The 15,932-nt window shown below is 68.5% G+C and carries 16 protein-coding genes and 1 riboswitch; of the genes, 7 read left to right on the top strand and 9 right to left on the bottom strand.

Annotation, left to right across the window (positions count from 1 at the left end):
- Window positions 1–76: 76 nt before the first annotated feature.
- Window positions 77–1,318 carry a DUF2254 domain-containing protein gene (locus tag BMX29_RS03525; RefSeq protein ID WP_092810452.1) on the bottom strand — a complete coding sequence of 414 codons (1,242 nt, stop codon included), beginning with the start codon at window positions 1,316–1,318 and terminating at the stop codon, window positions 77–79.
- On the bottom strand, window positions 1,315–1,773 hold the full coding sequence (locus BMX29_RS03520; protein WP_338110908.1) for a gamma-glutamylcyclotransferase: 459 nt from the start codon (window positions 1,771–1,773) through the stop codon (window positions 1,315–1,317). The genes BMX29_RS03525 and BMX29_RS03520 overlap by 4 nt, the downstream gene beginning before the upstream one ends.
- Window positions 1,774–1,961: 188 nt before the next feature.
- Between BMX29_RS03520 and BMX29_RS03515 the strand changes: the two genes are divergently transcribed.
- The 4 genes from BMX29_RS03515 to gcvP all read left to right on the top strand — a co-directional run bounded on the left by BMX29_RS03515 (window position 1,962) and on the right by gcvP (window position 7,446).
- On the top strand, window positions 1,962–2,471 hold the full coding sequence (locus tag BMX29_RS03515; protein WP_092810448.1) for an RrF2 family transcriptional regulator: 510 nt from the start codon (window positions 1,962–1,964) through the stop codon (window positions 2,469–2,471).
- A 19-nt stretch (window positions 2,472–2,490) separates the two neighbouring features.
- Window positions 2,491–2,579: riboswitch (glycine riboswitch) on the top strand.
- A gap of 171 nt (window positions 2,580–2,750) precedes the next feature.
- Complete coding sequence (gcvT, locus tag BMX29_RS03510) at window positions 2,751–4,040, top strand: glycine cleavage system aminomethyltransferase GcvT (protein ID WP_092810446.1); 1,290 nt, start codon at window positions 2,751–2,753, stop codon at window positions 4,038–4,040.
- A gap of 26 nt (window positions 4,041–4,066) precedes the next feature.
- Window positions 4,067–4,429 carry a glycine cleavage system protein GcvH gene (gcvH, locus tag BMX29_RS03505; RefSeq protein ID WP_043842930.1) on the top strand — a complete coding sequence of 121 codons (363 nt, stop codon included), beginning with the start codon at window positions 4,067–4,069 and terminating at the stop codon, window positions 4,427–4,429.
- A gap of 161 nt (window positions 4,430–4,590) precedes the next feature.
- Window positions 4,591–7,446 carry an aminomethyl-transferring glycine dehydrogenase gene (gcvP, locus tag BMX29_RS03500; protein ID WP_092810444.1) on the top strand — a complete coding sequence of 952 codons (2,856 nt, stop codon included), beginning with the start codon at window positions 4,591–4,593 and terminating at the stop codon, window positions 7,444–7,446.
- 493 nt (window positions 7,447–7,939) lie between these two features.
- Here gcvP and BMX29_RS03495 read toward each other — a convergent pair whose 3' ends face one another.
- The 5 genes from BMX29_RS03495 to BMX29_RS03475 form a co-directional block, all read right to left on the bottom strand.
- Window positions 7,940–8,242, bottom strand: coding sequence for a hypothetical protein (locus BMX29_RS03495; RefSeq protein WP_043842934.1), 303 nt, complete (start codon window positions 8,240–8,242; stop codon window positions 7,940–7,942).
- A 215-nt stretch (window positions 8,243–8,457) separates the two neighbouring features.
- Window positions 8,458–8,766 carry an ATP-dependent Clp protease adaptor ClpS gene (locus BMX29_RS03490; RefSeq protein WP_051487430.1) on the bottom strand — a complete coding sequence of 103 codons (309 nt, stop codon included), beginning with the start codon at window positions 8,764–8,766 and terminating at the stop codon, window positions 8,458–8,460.
- Between the two features lie 78 nt (window positions 8,767–8,844).
- A complete protein-coding gene (locus BMX29_RS03485; protein ID WP_043842935.1) occupies window positions 8,845–9,711 on the bottom strand; it encodes an inositol monophosphatase family protein in 867 nt (288 codons plus the stop codon).
- A 168-nt stretch (window positions 9,712–9,879) separates the two neighbouring features.
- Window positions 9,880–12,408 (bottom strand): ABC transporter permease, encoded by a 2,529-nt coding sequence (locus tag BMX29_RS03480; RefSeq protein ID WP_092810443.1) that lies wholly within the window; start codon window positions 12,406–12,408, stop codon window positions 9,880–9,882.
- Window positions 12,405–13,100, bottom strand: coding sequence for an ABC transporter ATP-binding protein (locus BMX29_RS03475; RefSeq protein WP_092810441.1), 696 nt, complete (start codon window positions 13,098–13,100; stop codon window positions 12,405–12,407). The genes BMX29_RS03480 and BMX29_RS03475 overlap by 4 nt, the downstream gene beginning before the upstream one ends.
- A 13-nt stretch (window positions 13,101–13,113) precedes the next feature.
- On the opposite strand from BMX29_RS03475, the gene BMX29_RS03470 reads away from it, so the two are divergent.
- Both BMX29_RS03470 and BMX29_RS03465 read left to right on the top strand, forming a co-directional pair.
- On the top strand, window positions 13,114–13,818 hold the full coding sequence (locus tag BMX29_RS03470; protein WP_051487432.1) for an arylesterase: 705 nt from the start codon (window positions 13,114–13,116) through the stop codon (window positions 13,816–13,818).
- Window positions 13,819–13,956: 138 nt separating this feature from the next.
- Window positions 13,957–14,226 carry a hypothetical protein gene (locus tag BMX29_RS03465; protein WP_092810440.1) on the top strand — a complete coding sequence of 90 codons (270 nt, stop codon included), beginning with the start codon at window positions 13,957–13,959 and terminating at the stop codon, window positions 14,224–14,226.
- A 5-nt stretch (window positions 14,227–14,231) separates the two neighbouring features.
- Here BMX29_RS03465 and BMX29_RS03460 read toward each other — a convergent pair whose 3' ends face one another.
- On the bottom strand, window positions 14,232–14,444 hold the full coding sequence (locus BMX29_RS03460; RefSeq protein WP_092810438.1) for a hypothetical protein: 213 nt from the start codon (window positions 14,442–14,444) through the stop codon (window positions 14,232–14,234).
- 162 nt (window positions 14,445–14,606) lie between these two features.
- Window positions 14,607–15,161: a L,D-transpeptidase gene (locus tag BMX29_RS03455; RefSeq protein ID WP_175471108.1), complete on the bottom strand. Its 555-nt coding sequence runs from the start codon at window positions 15,159–15,161 to the stop codon at window positions 14,607–14,609.
- 323 nt (window positions 15,162–15,484) lie between these two features.
- Here BMX29_RS03455 and BMX29_RS03450 point away from each other — a divergent pair, with 323 nt between their 5' ends.
- A complete protein-coding gene (locus tag BMX29_RS03450; RefSeq protein WP_043843326.1) occupies window positions 15,485–15,919 on the top strand; it encodes an FKBP-type peptidyl-prolyl cis-trans isomerase in 435 nt (144 codons plus the stop codon).
- Window positions 15,920–15,932: the final 13 nt, after the last annotated feature.

Raw genomic sequence — 15,932 nt, 5'->3', positions numbered from 1 at the left:
CGTGATGACAGGAAAAGCCGACGTGCCCCCGCGCGTCGGCTTTTTCGCGTCTTCCCGGTGTGACGGACGGGTCGGGTCAGCCGCCCTCGATCCGGGCTTCCAGCCGGTCGCGGTCCGCGGGGTGATCTATCCCCGCGCGGGCGTGGTCGGCGGCATAGGCGCGCTTGTCCGCCGCGGCGCGGGCGATTGCCGGGTCCTCGGCCTCGGTCAGCCGCGTCAGTTCGCGCAGGATCACGTCCATCACCTCGATCCGGTCGGCGCCGTCGCGGATCACCACGTCGAATGCGGCGTTCATCATCGTGTCCGGCGTCAGCGATTCGAGTCGCAGGCGCGGAGCCCAGACTTCGGGGGTCGAGCTGCGCACGTCGCGGGCGTGGTCCCATAGCAGGCGCGACTGGCGCAGGGTCACGTCGATCGCGGTGCCGGGATCGTTGACGCCGGGCGACAGTGCCCGGGCGCCGATCTCCGCCATGACCATGAGCCCGAACAGCGGGTCCTGGTCCTGGTCGCGTTCGGCGCCGATCAGTACGGCCTCGCACACCGTGGGTTCCAGCGCGTCCGCATCACCGTCCGTGTGGGCCAGAACCGCGCCGGCCACCACGAAATCGCCCGGTCGCACCGCTAGCCAGATCGTCGCGTCGGCTTCCTCGGCGGCGGTGTTCAGCGTCTCGAGGCTGAGGCCGGTGACGTACCCTCCGCGATCCGAACGCATCGGCGCGGCGGTGCTCGGGGGCGGCGCGGAACTGATCACGGCACCGAGGCCCGGCGCCCGTGCGACCTCGGCCAGCGCGCCACGCGCGGCCTCCTCGACCATCGACAACGTGTGATCCATGCTGCCGAGCCGGCCGAGATGTCCGATCCAGCGCAGGATGGCGAGGATGATCGTCGCGATGGTCACACCGGTCAGCGCCGCGATCACAACGGCCGACTCGGGGCTGTAGAACGAGGCCCGGAACATCACGATCGCGGTCAGCGAAAACAGGAAGGCGCCGACGAAAGTGCCCAGCACGTTCTGGGTGGTCGGGTCCTGCACGAGGATGCGGAATGCGCGCGGCGTCGCCTGACCCGAGGCTGCATGGAGCGCCGAGACCATCACGCCGAGCGAGAAGGTCGTCACCGCCAGCATCGACGAGGCGAGGATGTCCAGCACCGGCAGAACCGCATCGCGGTCGAAGCGGTCGGTGAGGAACTCGGGAATCAGGCCCGCCAGAAGGGGGGCGACGGCCGAGCCGATCAGGGCCAGGGTCGCCATCGCCAGCACGCGGACGTCGAGGCGGCGCCACGCCCGCACCGCCAGCCGGCCCACGCGGCGGATCATGCGCGTACGGGCACGACGCCGAGGCCGGCGAGCGTGGTGTCCACCAGCGCGGTTTCCTCGGCTGTCAGAAGCTGCGCGCGCGGGTAGCGAGGCGCGGCGCGGTCGTCGATGAACACGGCGTCGTCCCACCCGTCGGTGGTCTCGGCGAAACGGCGCACACCCTCGGGGCCGAAGACCGCGAGATAGCCCTGGATCACCACGTCGACGTAGCTGAGCAGCACCGGCGCAGCTGAATGCGGCATGGTCGAGCCGTCGAGCGGGACTGCGTAGACGGCCACCCGTGCCGACGGTGCGGGGTCGGTGGCGATGGTCTCGGTCACGTCGTGGCGGTCGTAGAACGCCTCGCGCGTGTTGAGGATCTGCCATTCCTCGGGGGCGACTCCGGCCACCAGACCCTCGATCTCGTCGTCCGGTGCGGGCACGGCGGTAAGGAAGCCGGTGTCGTGCGCCGACACCGCCCGCCAGGCCCGGCGCCACCCTCGCAATCTGGCCGACCGAGTCGGACGATTGGAATGTGTCGCGGTATTGACGAGGCTCCCATATCCGAAAAAGAATTCGAAATTAGCCAATGGTATTTTATTACCTTTATACGCTATACTGATTGCAGGGCGTCACGGTTGCGTCCTGTGGTGGGGGACGTGGGATGCGTATCACGAAGAGATCGAACATAGCCATGCGCGTGCTGATGTACTGCGCGGCGCGCCCGGGGCAACGCATCACCAAGTCGGCGATCGCCGAATCCTGCAACGCGTCCGAGCATCACCTCGGACAGATCGTGAACCAGTTGGCGCAACTGGGCTACCTCAAGACCTGGCGTGGGCGGTACGGCGGTATCGCATTGGCGCAGGCCCCGCACGAAGTCAGGCTCGGGCCGGTCTTCCGTGCCTTCGAGTCCGACTCGCCCATCGCGGAGTGCTTCGATCCCACCACGACCACCTGTCCGCTTGTCGGGGCCTGCCGGTTGCGGCCCGCGCTCGCCATGGCCGGCAACGCGTTCTACTCCATGCTCGACGCGATCACGCTGGCCTCGCTGATCGACGACAATTCGGACCTTCTGGATATCTTCGAGGGCAAGGCGCCGCTTTCGGGGCTTGCGCAGAACGACGACGACACCCCGTCACAAGCCGTCGACCGCAAGCTTGCCTCCCGCTGAACACTCGTCTAGCTTCGCTTCAACCGCGATGGGAGAACCGGCCACTGCGCCGGTGCCGAAGGAGCAACCGCCCCGGAAACTCTCAGGCAGACGGACCGTCGCGGGGTAACGACTCTGGAGAGAGGCGCGGCAGCGACCGCGTCCGCCGAAGGGATAACGATCTCAGGCGAAGGGACAGAGGGGGCGTTCTGGGGGTCGCGGCGCGTGCGCCGGGCCTCGTGACAGGAACGGCCCGGCACCCGGCAACAGCCGCATCGGGCGCAAGCGAACGGGGACCGCATGGCCGGACGCGACGACGACGACGCGAACGCGCGCTACGCGCATCTTGAGACCCGCGACATCTGTGGCTGCGGCGTGCCACACGGTCCGGGCGAACATCATCATCACCACCACCACGCCAATCCGGCGCAGTCGGCCCAGTCCAACGCGGGCGGCGCGTCCGACGAGGAGGACGGTCCGAAGCGTACGCCGCTGCACGCCCTCCACGTTGAGCTGGGCGCCAAGATGGTCGACTTTGCGGGCTGGGACATGCCCGTGCAGTTCCCGATGGGCGTGATGAAGGAACATCAGCACACGCGCGAGAAGGCGGGCCTGTTCGACGTCAGTCACATGGGCCAGGTCGTGCTCCGCAGTCGCCAGGCCGACGTGGCAGAGGCGCTGGAGCGGCTCGTGCCCGCGGACGTATCGGGGCTGAAGGAAGGCCGGCAGCGCTATGCCCTTCTGACCAACGAGGCCGGTGGGATCGAGGATGACCTGATGGTCGCCAACCGCGGCGATCACCTGTTCCTCGTGGTCAACGCCGCCCGTGCGGAGGCCGACATCGCGCTCCTGCGCGCGGGGCTCGAGCCTGAAGTGACGGTCAAGGTGCTGGAGAACCGCGCACTTCTCGCGTTGCAGGGCCCCGCTGCCGAAGCGGTGCTGGCCGAACTCGCGCCGGAAGTGCGGGACATGAAGTTCATGGACGTGGCGACCGTCGAGCTTGACGGCGCAGAGGCGTGGGTCTCGCGCTCGGGCTATACCGGCGAGGACGGCTACGAGATTTCCGTGCCCGCGCAGGCGGCGGAGGGACTGGCGCGCAAGCTGCTCGACCACCCCGACGTGGCACCCATCGGCCTTGGCGCGCGGGACTCGCTGCGGCTCGAGGCGGGGCTGTGCCTCTACGGCCACGACATCGACACCGAAAGTTCGCCGGTCGAGGCCGGGCTCGCCTGGGCCATCGGCAAGGCGCGGCGTCCGGGCGGCGCGCGCGCGGGCGGTTACCCCGGCGCGGATCGCACGTCGCGGGAACTCGACGGCGGCGGCGCGCGTAAGCGAGTCGGTTTGAAACCGACGGGACGGGCGCCGATGCGCGAGGGCGTGGTCATTTACGACGACGAGACCGGGGATAGCCCGGTCGGCCGCGTGACCTCGGGCGGGTTCGGCCCCACCGTGGGCGGCCCGGTCGCCATGGGCTACGTGCCGGCCGCCTCCGCCACGCCGGGCACCACCCTTTGGGGCGAGGTGCGCGGCAAGCGGATGCCGGTCGAGGTCGTCGCCTTGCCCTTCGTCTCCCCCGGCTTCAAACGCTGACCCTTCCAGCAGGAGAGAGATACCCGATGAAATATACCGAAGAGCACGAGTGGCTACGTCCCGAAGAGGACAACATCGTCACCGTGGGCATCACCGCGCATGCCGCCGAACAGCTGGGCGACGTGGTGTTCGTCGAACTGCCCGACGTGGGCAAGACCGTCTCCAAGGACGATGAGGTCGTGGTGATCGAGTCGGTTAAGGCCGCCTCGGACATCCTCGCGCCGGTCGACGGCGAGATCGTCGAGGTCAACGAGGCCATCGTCGAGGAGCCGGGCAAGGTCAACGACGACCCCGAGGGCGACGCGTGGTTCTTCAAAATCCAGGTCGAGGACCTTTCGGCGCTGGACGAGTTGATGGACGACGCCGCCTACAAGGACTTCATCGGCTGATCCCGGTTCCCCGGACCCCTCGTGCCGAGGGGGCGGGCGCCACCGGATCGCCGACAGCACCACCTCTGGACGCCTCGCGGCCCGGCCCGCGACGTCCTTCGCATTTCCGATCGACAGATTGACGGGCCCCGCGCGGGCCGGCCCCTGACAGGAGACACCGGATGAGTTTCGCGCCGAGCGACTACCAGCCCTACGACTTCGCCAACCGCCGCCATATCGGGCCGTCGCCGTCCGAGATGGACGCGATGTTCGAGACGCTGGGCGTCGACGACATCGACGCTCTCATCTCCGAGACCGTGCCGCAATCCATCCTTCAGTCGGAGCCGCTCGAGACCGGCCGGCCCATGTCCGAGCGTCAGCTGCTGTGGTGGATGCGCCAGATCGCCAAGAAGAACACCGTGCTGACCTCGCTGATCGGGCAGGGCTATCACGGCACGATCTGTCCTCCGGCGATCCAGCGCAACATCCTCGAGAACCCGGCCTGGTACACCGCCTACACGCCTTACCAGCCCGAGATCAGCCAGGGCCGCCTCGAGGCGCTGCTGAACTACCAGACGATGGTGTCCGACCTCACCGGTCTCGAGATCGCGAACGCCTCCCTGCTGGACGAGGCCACGGCCTGTGCCGAGGCGATGACCATGGCGGGGCGCGTCGCCAAGTCGAAGCAGAGGACATTCTTCGTCGACGAGAACTGCCACCCGCAGAACATCGCCGTGGTCCGCACCCGCGCCCGTCCGCTCGGGATCGAGGTGATCGTCGGGGACCCCGACGATCTGGACCCCGAAGCCGTGTTCGGCGCGCTCTTCCAGTATCCGGGCACCTACGGCCGCGTCCGCGACTTCACCGGCCATATGGAGCGTCTGCACGCGGCGCAGGCCGTGGGCGTCGTGTCGGCCGATCCGATGGCGCTTTGCGTGCTGAAGTCGCCGGGCGAAATGGGCGCCGACATAGCCGTGGGCACCACCCAGCGCTTCGGCGTGCCGATGGGCTACGGCGGGCCGCACGCCGCCTACATCGCCTGCCGTGACGCCTACAAACGGTCGCTCCCCGGCCGCCTCGTGGGGGTGTCGGTGGATGCGCGCGGCAACCGCGCCTACCGCCTTGCCCTGCAGACCCGCGAGCAGCACATCCGGCGCGAGAAGGCGACCTCGAACGTTTGCACCGCGCAGGCGCTTCTGGCGGTCATGGCGGGTTTCTACGCCGTCTTTCACGGCCCCAAGGGCCTGCGCGCCATCGCCGAGCGCATCCACCGCAAGACCGCGCGGCTGGCGCAGGGCCTCGAGGACGCGGGCTTCGAAATCGAGCCCAAGGACTTCTTCGACACGATCACGGTCGAGGTCGGCCTGTTCCAGAAGGCGGTGATCGACGCGGGCGTCCGCGAGGGCGTGAACATGCGTGCCGTGGGAGAGACCAAGGTGGGCATCGCGGTGGACGAGACCACGCGCCCCGCCACGATCGAGGCCGTGTGGCGCGCCTTCGGCGTGACGCGCAAGGACGACCCGCAATCGCAGACCTACCGGCTGCCCGAGGCGCTGATCCGCACGTCGCCCTACCTCGAGCATGAGGTCTTCCACATGAACCGGGCCGAGACCGAGATGGTGCGCTACATGCGCCGTCTCGCGGACCGCGACCTGGCACTCGACCGGGCGATGATCCCGCTGGGCTCGTGCACGATGAAGCTCAACTCGGCCGCCGAGATGATGCCGCTGTCGTGGCATGAGTTCGCGAATCTGCATCCCTACTGCCCCGAGGACCAGGCCGCCGGCTACAAGGAGCTGATCGACGGGCTGAACGCCAAGCTGTGCCAGGTCACCGGCTACGACGCGATCTCGATGCAGCCGAATTCGGGCGCACAGGGCGAATACGCGGGCCTGCTGACCATCGCCGCCTACCACGAGGCGAACGGCGAGGCGCACCGCAACGTCTGCCTGATCCCGGTGAACGCCCACGGCACCAACCCCGCCTCGGCGCAGATGGTGGGCTGGAAGGTCGTGCCGGTGAAATGCGACGAGATGGGCTCGATCGACATCGAGGACTTCCGCACAAAGGCCGAGAAGCACGCCGACAGCCTCGCGGGCATCATGATCACCTATCCCTCGACCCACGGCGTGTTCGAGGAGACGGTCAAGGAGGTCTGCGAGATCACCCACGCCAATGGCGGGCAGGTCTACATCGACGGCGCGAACCTCAATGCCATGGTGGGCATCTCGCGGCCGGGCGATCTTGGCGGCGACGTGAGCCACCTGAACCTGCACAAGACGTTCTGCATCCCGCACGGCGGCGGTGGCCCCGGCATGGGTCCGATCGGCGTGAAGTCGCACCTGGCCGAGCACCTGCCGTCGCACCCTCTGGCGGCCGAGGGGTCCGGCCCGGGGCCGGTGTCGGCGGCGCCCTACGGCTCGCCCTCGCTGCTGCCGATCTCGTGGGCCTACATCCAGATGATGGGCGGCGCGGGCCTGACGCAGGCGACCAAGGTGGCGATCCTGAACGCCAACTACATCGCCAAGCGGCTGGAGGGCGCCTACAAGGTGCTCTACCGCGGGCCGAAGGGCCGTGTGGCGCACGAGTGCATCCTCGACGTGCGGCCCTTCGACAAGAGCGCCGGCGTCACCGTGGACGACATCGCCAAGCGGCTGGTCGATTGCGGCTTCCACGCGCCCACCATGAGCTGGCCGGTGGCCGGTACGCTGATGGTGGAGCCCACGGAGTCGGAGACACAGGCCGAGCTCGACCGTTTCTGCGACGCGATGCTGGGAATCCGCGAGGAAATCCGCGCGATCGAGGACGGCACGTCGGACCGGGAGGACAACCCGCTCAAGCGCGCGCCGCACACGGTCGAGGACCTGGTCGGCGACTGGGACCGGTCGTATTCGCGCGAGCAGGGCTGTTTCCCGTCCGGCGCCTTCCGTGTCGACAAGTACTGGCCGCCGGTGAACCGCGTGGACAACGTCTACGGCGACCGGAACCTGATCTGCACCTGCCCGCCAATGGAGGATTACGCCGAGGCGGCAGAGTAAGGCACCACCGGCACCGTTTTCGGATCGACACCGCCGGCGTCCCTTCGGGCGCCGGCGATTTTGCGTTTCGGGGTGGGCGCGGGATGCGTTTTGTGGCTGCCTTTGCCCCGCGCACGCGTGTGAAACCCCGCCCATGCGGTTGTATCGCCTGTGGCGTGCGTGAAGTGGTATGCCGGAAAGCTCCGCGCGCAGGGCAATAGGGCGGAACGAGCCGCATGCCTTTCGCCGCAGGCGTGTGCGGTGGTCGATCGACAGGTCGATAAGGGGGCTGATTTCTGCAGTGCGGCGCTTCGCCTACTGCGTGTGTCACCGCGCGGCCGACCTTGCAGGCAAGGCCGGCCGGGGGTGCCCGACGATCACGTTCGGACCGCGACAAATCTATGGGTGCTGCGCCGCGGCGGGGTGCCGGTCGGGCGCGTGTCGCGCGGTCTTCGCCGTGAGGCGTCGTCGTCGCGCCGGCGGCCGTGAGGGACGGCCGCCGGCGAGGAGCCGATCAGAGAATGTCGGCGCGGGAGTCGTGCTGCGTAAGGGAGTCGTGGAATTCCAGGGCCCGGCGCTGCAGGGCGCAGGCCTCGGACTCTTCCAGCGTGCCCTTGCTCAGGAGCGAACCGCACAGGGTGCGGAGATCGCGCACACCGTTGCGCTCGCTGCCCGGAAGCGCCATGCGCACCTGCGGGCTCGAGAGGTACGAGAGAAGACGCTTGGCCGAACGACGGACCCGGGTGCGGCTCAGGGCCGAAACGGGAACCGATGCAACCAGAGCGGCATCTGCGCAGAGTGTCTTGTCGTAGAACATGACCGTGTCTCCGTGACTAACAGCCGGGCGCCCCCCGGCGACTGTCCCGCAGTTCTAAACCTGCGGTTGTCGTTAACTATACGTTAATGAGGCCCTTGGGGGAACACGGGGATTCTCGTAGAAGGCGAGCTTTCTTCGACACAATTACCCCGGTTTTGCGGCCTTGTTGTCGGCTTCACGACAATCACCCCTGAATTGTGGCACAGGCCGCCACGTTACTCGCTTTCGGTTGTGAAGGTCAGAGGGTGCCCCGAATCGGCTCCTCTTTGAGTTGCGCGGCTGGCCTTCTCCTCCGCGACCTCGCGGGTGAATACCGCCACCACGCAGGCACCGCGGCGATGCGCGGTCAGCATCACGCCCAGCGCCTCGGAGTCCGCCATCCGGAAAATCCTTCGCAACACGCCCACCACGAACTCGCGCGGGGTGAAGTCGTCGTTGAGCAGGATCACCTTGAACAGGCGCGGCCGCGCGGCGCGGCTCTTCACCTCGGGGGCGGGCGCGTCGATGGTGTGGGTGCCGGACATGGACAACACTCCTCGCGTCCCCTCATGGTTGCGCGAAGAGGCTCATTTGTCCAGTTTTACGTGTGGAGGCTTCGCGCCTCAGTCGTCCAGCAGGAACGCCCAGAGGTCCCGCAGGCGGCGCCAGCTGGCCCGGTTGGATGCGGCCAGAAGATAGCCATCTGTCTGTCCTGCACGGAAATCAGAGCCATCCAGCATGGAAACGTACCCGCCCGCGCGCTCGGCGACGATGGCGCAGGGGGTGTGGTCCCAAGGCGTGACTTTCGTTGCCAGCACGAAGTCGACGCCACCCTGGGCGAAGGTGCGGAACTCGTGACAGGCACAGCGCATCGACACGACGCGCTGGAGCCGGGGCAGGGTGGCGGCGAACGCCTCCTGCTTGTCGGCGGGCAGCAGGTGCAGCCCGGCAAAGCCCGACATCTCCTCGAGGACGCCCCCGCCCGAGACCTTCAGCTTGCGCGGCGTGCGGCGGCCCTTCACGAACTCCGCCGCCTCTCCGGCCTCGGCCCAGATGACGTCGTCCATGATCGGATCGTAGAGCAGGCCGAAGACCGGAACGCCGTACCGGGTCATCGAGACCATGACGCCAAATAGCGTCAGACCGTTCGCGAAGTTCCACGTCCCGTCTACAGGGTCGATGGTGAAGCCAACGGCCGCCTCTCCGATCTTCTGGATGCGCTCGGGATGGGTGGCCGCATCTTCCTCGCCGAGGATCATAGCCTCGGGCCAGAGCGCCTGCAGGCCCCGTGCGATCATCTTCTCGGCCTCGCGGTCGGCATCGGTCACGAGGTCCTGCGGACCGCTCTTGCGATCCACGTCTCCCGCGCCAAGTGACCGGAATCGCGGCAGGATTTCGGCCCGTGCGGCGCGGCGAACGAGGTTGAGGACCTGGGTCTTCCGGGCGCGGCCGATATCGGCCGAAAGCGGGGCGGGCAGGGTTTCGGACATCGGCGGTTCCTCGGTCGGGCGGTGTCGGGGCAAGGCGTCGTGACCGGGCTTACGCAGCGCGGACCCGGCGATCAAGCGGCGCGGCACCCGCTTGAAGCTGCCGCGACGGCCATCTTCAGAAAACGACGGCGCCTTGCCCGAAAGTTCCCCGATTCGAAGGGCTATGCCTCATTCCCGCGCGCGCAGCACCTGCGCCGGCCGGGCGGCGAGCGGGCCCCAGGCAAAAGCGAGCCCGGCGAGCAGCGTCGCCGCGATCCCGCCGGCCACGATCCCCAGCGCCGAAGCCCAGACCGGGGCGAAGGACGTTTCCATCACGAAGGTGGTCACCGCCCAGCCACCGCCGAGCCCCGCGATAATGGCGACGATCCCAGCGCCCGCCCCCAGCAACGCCGAGCGCAGCGCGAAGCTCGCGAGGATGCGGCCGCGCCGTGCGCCCAGCGTCTTGAGCACCGCGGCCTCGAAGGTCCGGGCCTCGACCCCGGCGGCTGCCGCGCCGATCAGTACGAGGAAGCCGGTGATCAACGTCGCCGCCGCGCCCCAGCGCACCGCCTCGGCGACGCCTGCGAGAAGTTCGCTCACCCGATCGATGGCGTCGCGCACGCCGATTGCGGTCACGTTCGGGAAGGCGTCCGCGACCTCTCGCAGGACGTCCGCCTCGGCGTCGGCATCGGCGTAGACCGTCGAGATGAACGTGTGCGGCGCCGCTTCGAGTGCCGCGGGGTTCATCGACATCACGAAGCCGATCCCCGCGGTCGAGAAGTCCACCCCCCGAAAGCTGGTGACCTCGGCCGTGATGTCCCGTCCGAGGATGTTCAAGGTGACCTCGTCACCGAGCTGCAGGCCGATCTCCTCGGCCTCCTCGGCGGCGAAACTGACCTGCGGCGGTCCGTCATAGTCCTCGGGCCACCAGTCCCCCGCGGTCAGGCGCGTGTCCTCGGGTGGCGCGGCCGAGTATGTCACACCACGGTCGCCCCGGATCACCCAATGGTCGCCCGCGACCTCTTCGGCGGGGCGTCCATTGATCTCGGTGATGACGCCGCGGAGCATCGGGGCGGACTGGACGCGGTGCACCGACGGATCGCCCTCCACGATGTCGAGGAACCCCGGCATCTGGTCTTTCTGGATGTCGACGAAGAAGTAGGAGGGCGCGACCTCGGGCAGGTCCCTTGCGATCGCCGCGCGCAGGTTTCCGTCGATCTGCCCGATGGCGGCGAGCACGGCGAGACCGAGACCCAGCGACAGCACGACCGAGGCCGCCTCGTCCCGGGGGCCGCCGATGGCGCCGAGCGCCCAGCGCAGAGCCGGACGGCCCCGCGCGGCCGGCGCGGCACGGCGGGCCAGCGCGCGCAGGCCCATCGCGGCCACGGCGAGGATCGCGAGCGAGCCGAGGATGCCTCCGGCGGTCCAAAGCGTCAGCTCCACCGTGCCCGAGAACGCCATCGCCAGTCCCACCAGCGCCACCAGCAGTGCGCCGGTCGCCGCGAGGTACCGCGGCGCGGGCAGGGTGCGCGCGGTCGACAGCGCGTCGCGGAAGAGCGTGGCCGCGCGCACGTCCTCGGTCCGGGCAAGCGGCCAGAGCGTGAACAGCAGCGCCGTCAGCACGCCGTAGATCGCGGCCTCGGCCAGCGGCCCGGGGTGCAGGGTGAACAGCGTCGGAACCGGCAGCGCATCGGCGATGAGCGGCGCGAACAGGAGCGGCAACGCGGCGCCGAGCACCAGGCCGATGACGATCCCGAAGCAGGCCAGCGCGCCGATCTGGAGGAAGTAGGTCTGGAAGATCGTCGCACGGCTGGCGCCGAGGGTGCGCAGCGTCGCGATGACGGACGTCTTGCGCGACAGGTACGCCCGCACCGCCGAGGACACCCCGATGCCGCCGACTGCGAGGCCCGACAACCCCACGAGGACGAGGAACGCGCCGAGACGGTCGACGAAACGTGCCGTGCCCGGCGCCCCGTTGCGGGCGTCGCGCCACCGGATGCCGCTGTCACGAAATCGGTCGCGCGCCTCCGCGGCCAGCGCGTCGAGGTCGGCGCCGGGGGGCAGGCGCAGGCGATACTCCGTCTCGAACAGTGTGCCCGGCTCCAGCAGACCGGTGCCGTCCAGCGCCGCGCTCGCGACGATGGTGCGGGGGCCCAACTCGAACCCGCCGCCGGCGTCGTCCGGCTCGGTCTCCAACGTGGCGCGGAAGGTGAAGTCCTTGTCGCCCAGCCGGACGGTGTCGCCGGGCGCGAGGTCCAGCCGGTCGGCGAGGATCGGGGCCATCACCACGCCGTCCCCGTCCAGTGCCTCGGACAGGGGCATGGCGGGTGACAGCTCCACCTCTCCGAGCAGCGGATAGGCGTCATCGACCGCCTTCACTTGCGTCAGGGCGCGGTCGTTTCCGTCCGGGCGCGGCACCACGGCCATGGAGCGGAAGTCGGCGATCTCGGAGAGCTCGGTCGAGATGTCGTCGAGCCATGCCCGCTCTTCGTCGTTGGCGAACCTGTAGGTGAACTGTGCCTGCGCGTCGCCGCCCAGCAGAACAGCGCCCTGATCCTCGAGCCCCGCCTGGATGGCCGAGCGAACCGAGCCGACCCCGGCGATGGCCGCGACACCGAGAGCCAAGCAGGCGAGGAAGATGCGAAAGCCGCGAAAGCCGCCGCGGAGACCGCCGCGCAGCTCCCGCCGGGCGAAGATGGCGGCGGTGCGAAGGGTCATTCCGCCGCCCCGCGCAGGCCGTCGCGGTCCAGGCGCCCGTCGGTCAGCCGTACGGTGCGATCGCAGCGCGACGCGAGGGAGGGCGCGTGGGTCACGAGAACCAGTGTCGCGCCGTGACGCTCGCTCAGCCCGAACAGAAGGTCGATGATCGCATCGCCGGTCTGGCCGTCGAGATTGCCGGTGGGTTCGTCCGCCAGCAGGATCTCGGGGCGGGGGGCAGCGGCGCGGGCGAGCGCGACGCGCTGCTGCTCGCCACCCGACATCTGTGCGGGGTAGTGATCGGTGCGCTTTCCGAGGCCCATGGCGTCCAGCTCGGCGCGGGCGCGGTCGAAGGCGTCGGACATGCCGGCCAGTTCCAGCGGAGTGGCCACGTTTTCCAGCGCGGTCATGGTCGGGATCAGGTGAAAGCTCTGGAACACCACTCCCATGTGATCGCGGCGCAGGGTGGCCAGCGCATCCTCGTCCATCGCGGTGAGGTCATGGCCCAGTGCCTCGACCCTGCCGGAGGTCGCGCGCTCGAGCCCGCCCATCACCATGAGAAGCGACGACTTGCCGGAGCCGGACGGGCCGATCAGGCTCAGCGTCTCGCCACGCGCAACCTCCAGGTCGATGTCGTGCAGGATCTCGACCGGGCCGGCATTGCCCATCAGCTGCAAGGTCACATCTTGGAGGCGGAGAACGGCGTCCGTCATATGGAGAAGTCCCATGTTAGGCAGAGCGACATATGGGGTGGTGACCCCGCTCAGCAAGGCAGCGCTGGTGGCGATGCTGCTGTGCGGCACCGCGCAGGCCGAGACGCTGGAACTGGTCGCACTGGGCGATTCCCTCACGCAGGGCTACGGTCTGCCCGAGGCCGACGGCTTCGTGCCGCAGCTCGAGGCGTGGCTGCGCGCGGACGGACTTGACGTGGACGTGATCAACGCGGGCGTCTCGGGCGACACCACGGCGGGCGGCCTCGCACGGGTCGACTGGTCGTTGCAGGACACAACCGACGCGATGATGGTGGCACTTGGAGGCAATGACCTCTTGCGGGGGATCGACCCGGCGGTCAGCCGAGAGAACCTCGATGGCATCCTAACCGCGGCGGATGGCCGCGACCTGCCTGTCCTCCTGGTGGGACTGTCGGCCCCGGGCAACTACGGCGCCGCATACAAGCGCGATTTCGAGGCCATGTATCCCGACCTCGCGGAGCAGTACGGCGCGCGGTTCGTCCCTGACTTTCTGGGGCCGTTGACCGAAGAAGGCGACCCGTCGGGTGCGATGGCTTTCATGCAGTCCGATGGCATCCACCCCAACGCGGAGGGCGTTGCGCGGATCGTCGAGGCGATCGGGCCCGAGGTCGCGGCACTGTTGCGTGAAGATGTGGGCGCGGACGACAGCGCCGCGGGCCGTCCGGCGGACGGCGGCTGAAGGCGGGTCGCCCGGGTCACCTCGCACTCCGCTTCGGCCGGTGGGACGCGGTCGAGACACCCGCCCGCAAAGCGGCCTTGCCTTCGGGGCGGACTGCGCCAAGTCGCTGTTACGCAAGGTCAGGAAGAGCGTATCATCATGAACCAGCACGCCACGTCCCACACCGCCCACGATCGTCCGGACACCGAGGCGATGAAGGCGCGGTATCGCGACCTGTCCGGCACGGTGCGCCGGCGTCAGATGATCGAGGCGGGTCAGGCTGCGGCCTTGCCGTTCGCGGCCTATGCCTACGGGGACGCGATGAAATCGTCCGGCCTGCTGAAACGGTCGAGCCACTGGGCGCAACTGTTCTGTATTGCCGCAGCTGGCATCGTGCCGATCCTGCTGTTCATCCGGGTGGTCTGGTAGGCGCCTCAGCGCACCGGGGATACCCGCACGGCCTTCGGCGCGGCTCGGGAGACCGTTGCCCGCATAAGATTGGCCGAGGCCGCCAGGGCGGCGAGGCCGAACGCGCAGCCGAGATAGAGACCGAAGGCGGACAGCGGCGCGAGGCCGAGGGCGAGCCACCCGAAGATGCCTGCGAGCGTGCCGATCGCGCTTCCGAGCACCAGTGCCATCGTGACCATTCAAGCCTCCTGCGTCCCCGTCGCGCGATCCTCGCGGTTGTGCGACGAGATTTACTCAAGCGGGTAAAGGTGGCGTGAATATGGCCCGGTGACGAAAGGTCGGGGCGTTCGCCATGCTCTCGCGGGACGGGGCCGCAATGTGGAGTGCGGCCCCGACGCCTCTCAGAAGACAGTGACCTTGGTGCCGATCGGCACGCGCTGGTACAGGTCGATCACGTGATCGTTCAGCATCCGGATGCAGCCATTCGACACCGAGCGTCCGATCGAGCCCGGCGCGTTCGTGCCGTGGATGCGGTAGAACGTGTCGCGGCCATTCTGAAAAAGGTAGAGCGCGCGCGCTCCCAGGGGGTTGCCGGGGCCGCCCGGCTGGACGTCGTCATTGCCGGCGAAGCGTCCGTAGGTCTGCGGTTCGCGCTCGATCATCTCCTGCGTCGGGCGCCAGGTCGGCCATTCCTTCTTCGCCTGGATCGTGGCTTCCCCGGTGAATTCGAGGCCCGCACGTCCCACGCCCACGCCGTAGCGCAGCGCCGAGCCCGGCTGGTCCACGAAATAGAGGAAGTGCGCCTGCGGCAGGATCAGGATCTGCGGCGAGCCCAGCGACTGTTTCACCCGCACGCGCTGCGGCTGGAACACCGGGTCGACCGCTTGCGCGGACACGATCGCGGGGGTGGCGACGCCGGCAGCGGCGACGGTCAGGAAATGGCGGCGTGAAATCATGGCATCTCTCTACATCTGGTCGGCACGAAACGGTCTGGACCCGATCATTGCAGGCGGGGCCGGGAATCACACCCGGACCGTCCACCGTGCAGTGTCTCGGGGGCCCAAAATGGCGCTATTGTCACACAAAACCGGGGGAAACCGCCGAGTTTCCACCTGACGTTGGGGAAATATCGCGCTCGGGGCAGATGAATCGTGCCCGCCCCTTTGCAAAGGACGGACACGATGCTTACGATTCGTGATCGAACCCGCAAAGGCGAGTTACCCGCGGCATCCGCGCCGTGGCCTCGCAAGATACACCCGAACCTGAACCGGAGGTCATGATGACCGAAGTCAAAACGGGCGATACCGTTCTCATCCACTATACCGGAACGCTGGCTGATGGGTCGACCTTCGACTCGAGCGCGGGCCGCGACCCGCTCGAGTTCACCGTCGGCTCGGGCCAGATCATTCCCGGCCTCGACAGCGCCATGCCCGGCATGAACGTCGGCGAGAAGAAGACCGTCGCAGTGCCGGCCGCCGAAGCCTATGGCGACCGCAATCCCGACGCCACGCAGACCGTGCCGCGCACCGAGATCCCGGATCACATCCCGCTCGATCCCGGCACGCAGCTGCAGGTCCAGACCCCGAACGGACAGACCGTTCCGGTCGTTGTCGCCGACGTGAACGAGTCCGAGGTCACGCTCGACGCGAACCACCCGCTGGCCGGGCAGGACCTGAACTTCGACATCGAGCTGGTCGAGATCAAAGCCGCCTGATCTCACGATCTCT

Origin of the sequence: Roseivivax marinus, from assembly GCF_900109705.1 — a bacterium.
Lineage (GTDB): Bacteria > Pseudomonadota > Alphaproteobacteria > Rhodobacterales > Rhodobacteraceae > Roseivivax > Roseivivax marinus.
Note: the sequence above shows the minus strand (reverse complement) of the source record. Positions and strands in the feature narration are given on the sequence as shown.

Coding starts and splice junctions, on each gene's coding strand:
- BMX29_RS03495 (WP_043842934.1), bottom strand. CDS start 8,242: ATGTTCTACGACAAGACACTCTGCGCAGATGCCGCTCTGGTTGCATCG.
- BMX29_RS03490 (WP_051487430.1), bottom strand. CDS start 8,766: ATGTCCGGCACCCACACCATCGACGCGCCCGCCCCCGAGGTGAAGAGC.
- BMX29_RS03465 (WP_092810440.1), top strand. CDS start 13,957: ATGAACCAGCACGCCACGTCCCACACCGCCCACGATCGTCCGGACACC.
- BMX29_RS03455 (WP_175471108.1), bottom strand. CDS start 15,161: ATGATTTCACGCCGCCATTTCCTGACCGTCGCCGCTGCCGGCGTCGCC.
- BMX29_RS03525 (WP_092810452.1), bottom strand. CDS start 1,318: ATGATCCGCCGCGTGGGCCGGCTGGCGGTGCGGGCGTGGCGCCGCCTC.
- BMX29_RS03475 (WP_092810441.1), bottom strand. CDS start 13,100: ATGACGGACGCCGTTCTCCGCCTCCAAGATGTGACCTTGCAGCTGATG.
- gcvP (WP_092810444.1), top strand. CDS start 4,591: ATGAGTTTCGCGCCGAGCGACTACCAGCCCTACGACTTCGCCAACCGC.
- gcvT (WP_092810446.1), top strand. CDS start 2,751: ATGGCCGGACGCGACGACGACGACGCGAACGCGCGCTACGCGCATCTT.
- BMX29_RS03470 (WP_051487432.1), top strand. CDS start 13,114: ATGTTAGGCAGAGCGACATATGGGGTGGTGACCCCGCTCAGCAAGGCA.
- BMX29_RS03450 (WP_043843326.1), top strand. CDS start 15,485: ATGACCGAAGTCAAAACGGGCGATACCGTTCTCATCCACTATACCGGA.
- BMX29_RS03485 (WP_043842935.1), bottom strand. CDS start 9,711: ATGTCCGAAACCCTGCCCGCCCCGCTTTCGGCCGATATCGGCCGCGCC.
- BMX29_RS03515 (WP_092810448.1), top strand. CDS start 1,962: ATGCGTATCACGAAGAGATCGAACATAGCCATGCGCGTGCTGATGTAC.
- BMX29_RS03460 (WP_092810438.1), bottom strand. CDS start 14,444: ATGGTCACGATGGCACTGGTGCTCGGAAGCGCGATCGGCACGCTCGCA.
- BMX29_RS03480 (WP_092810443.1), bottom strand. CDS start 12,408: ATGACCCTTCGCACCGCCGCCATCTTCGCCCGGCGGGAGCTGCGCGGC.
- gcvH (WP_043842930.1), top strand. CDS start 4,067: ATGAAATATACCGAAGAGCACGAGTGGCTACGTCCCGAAGAGGACAAC.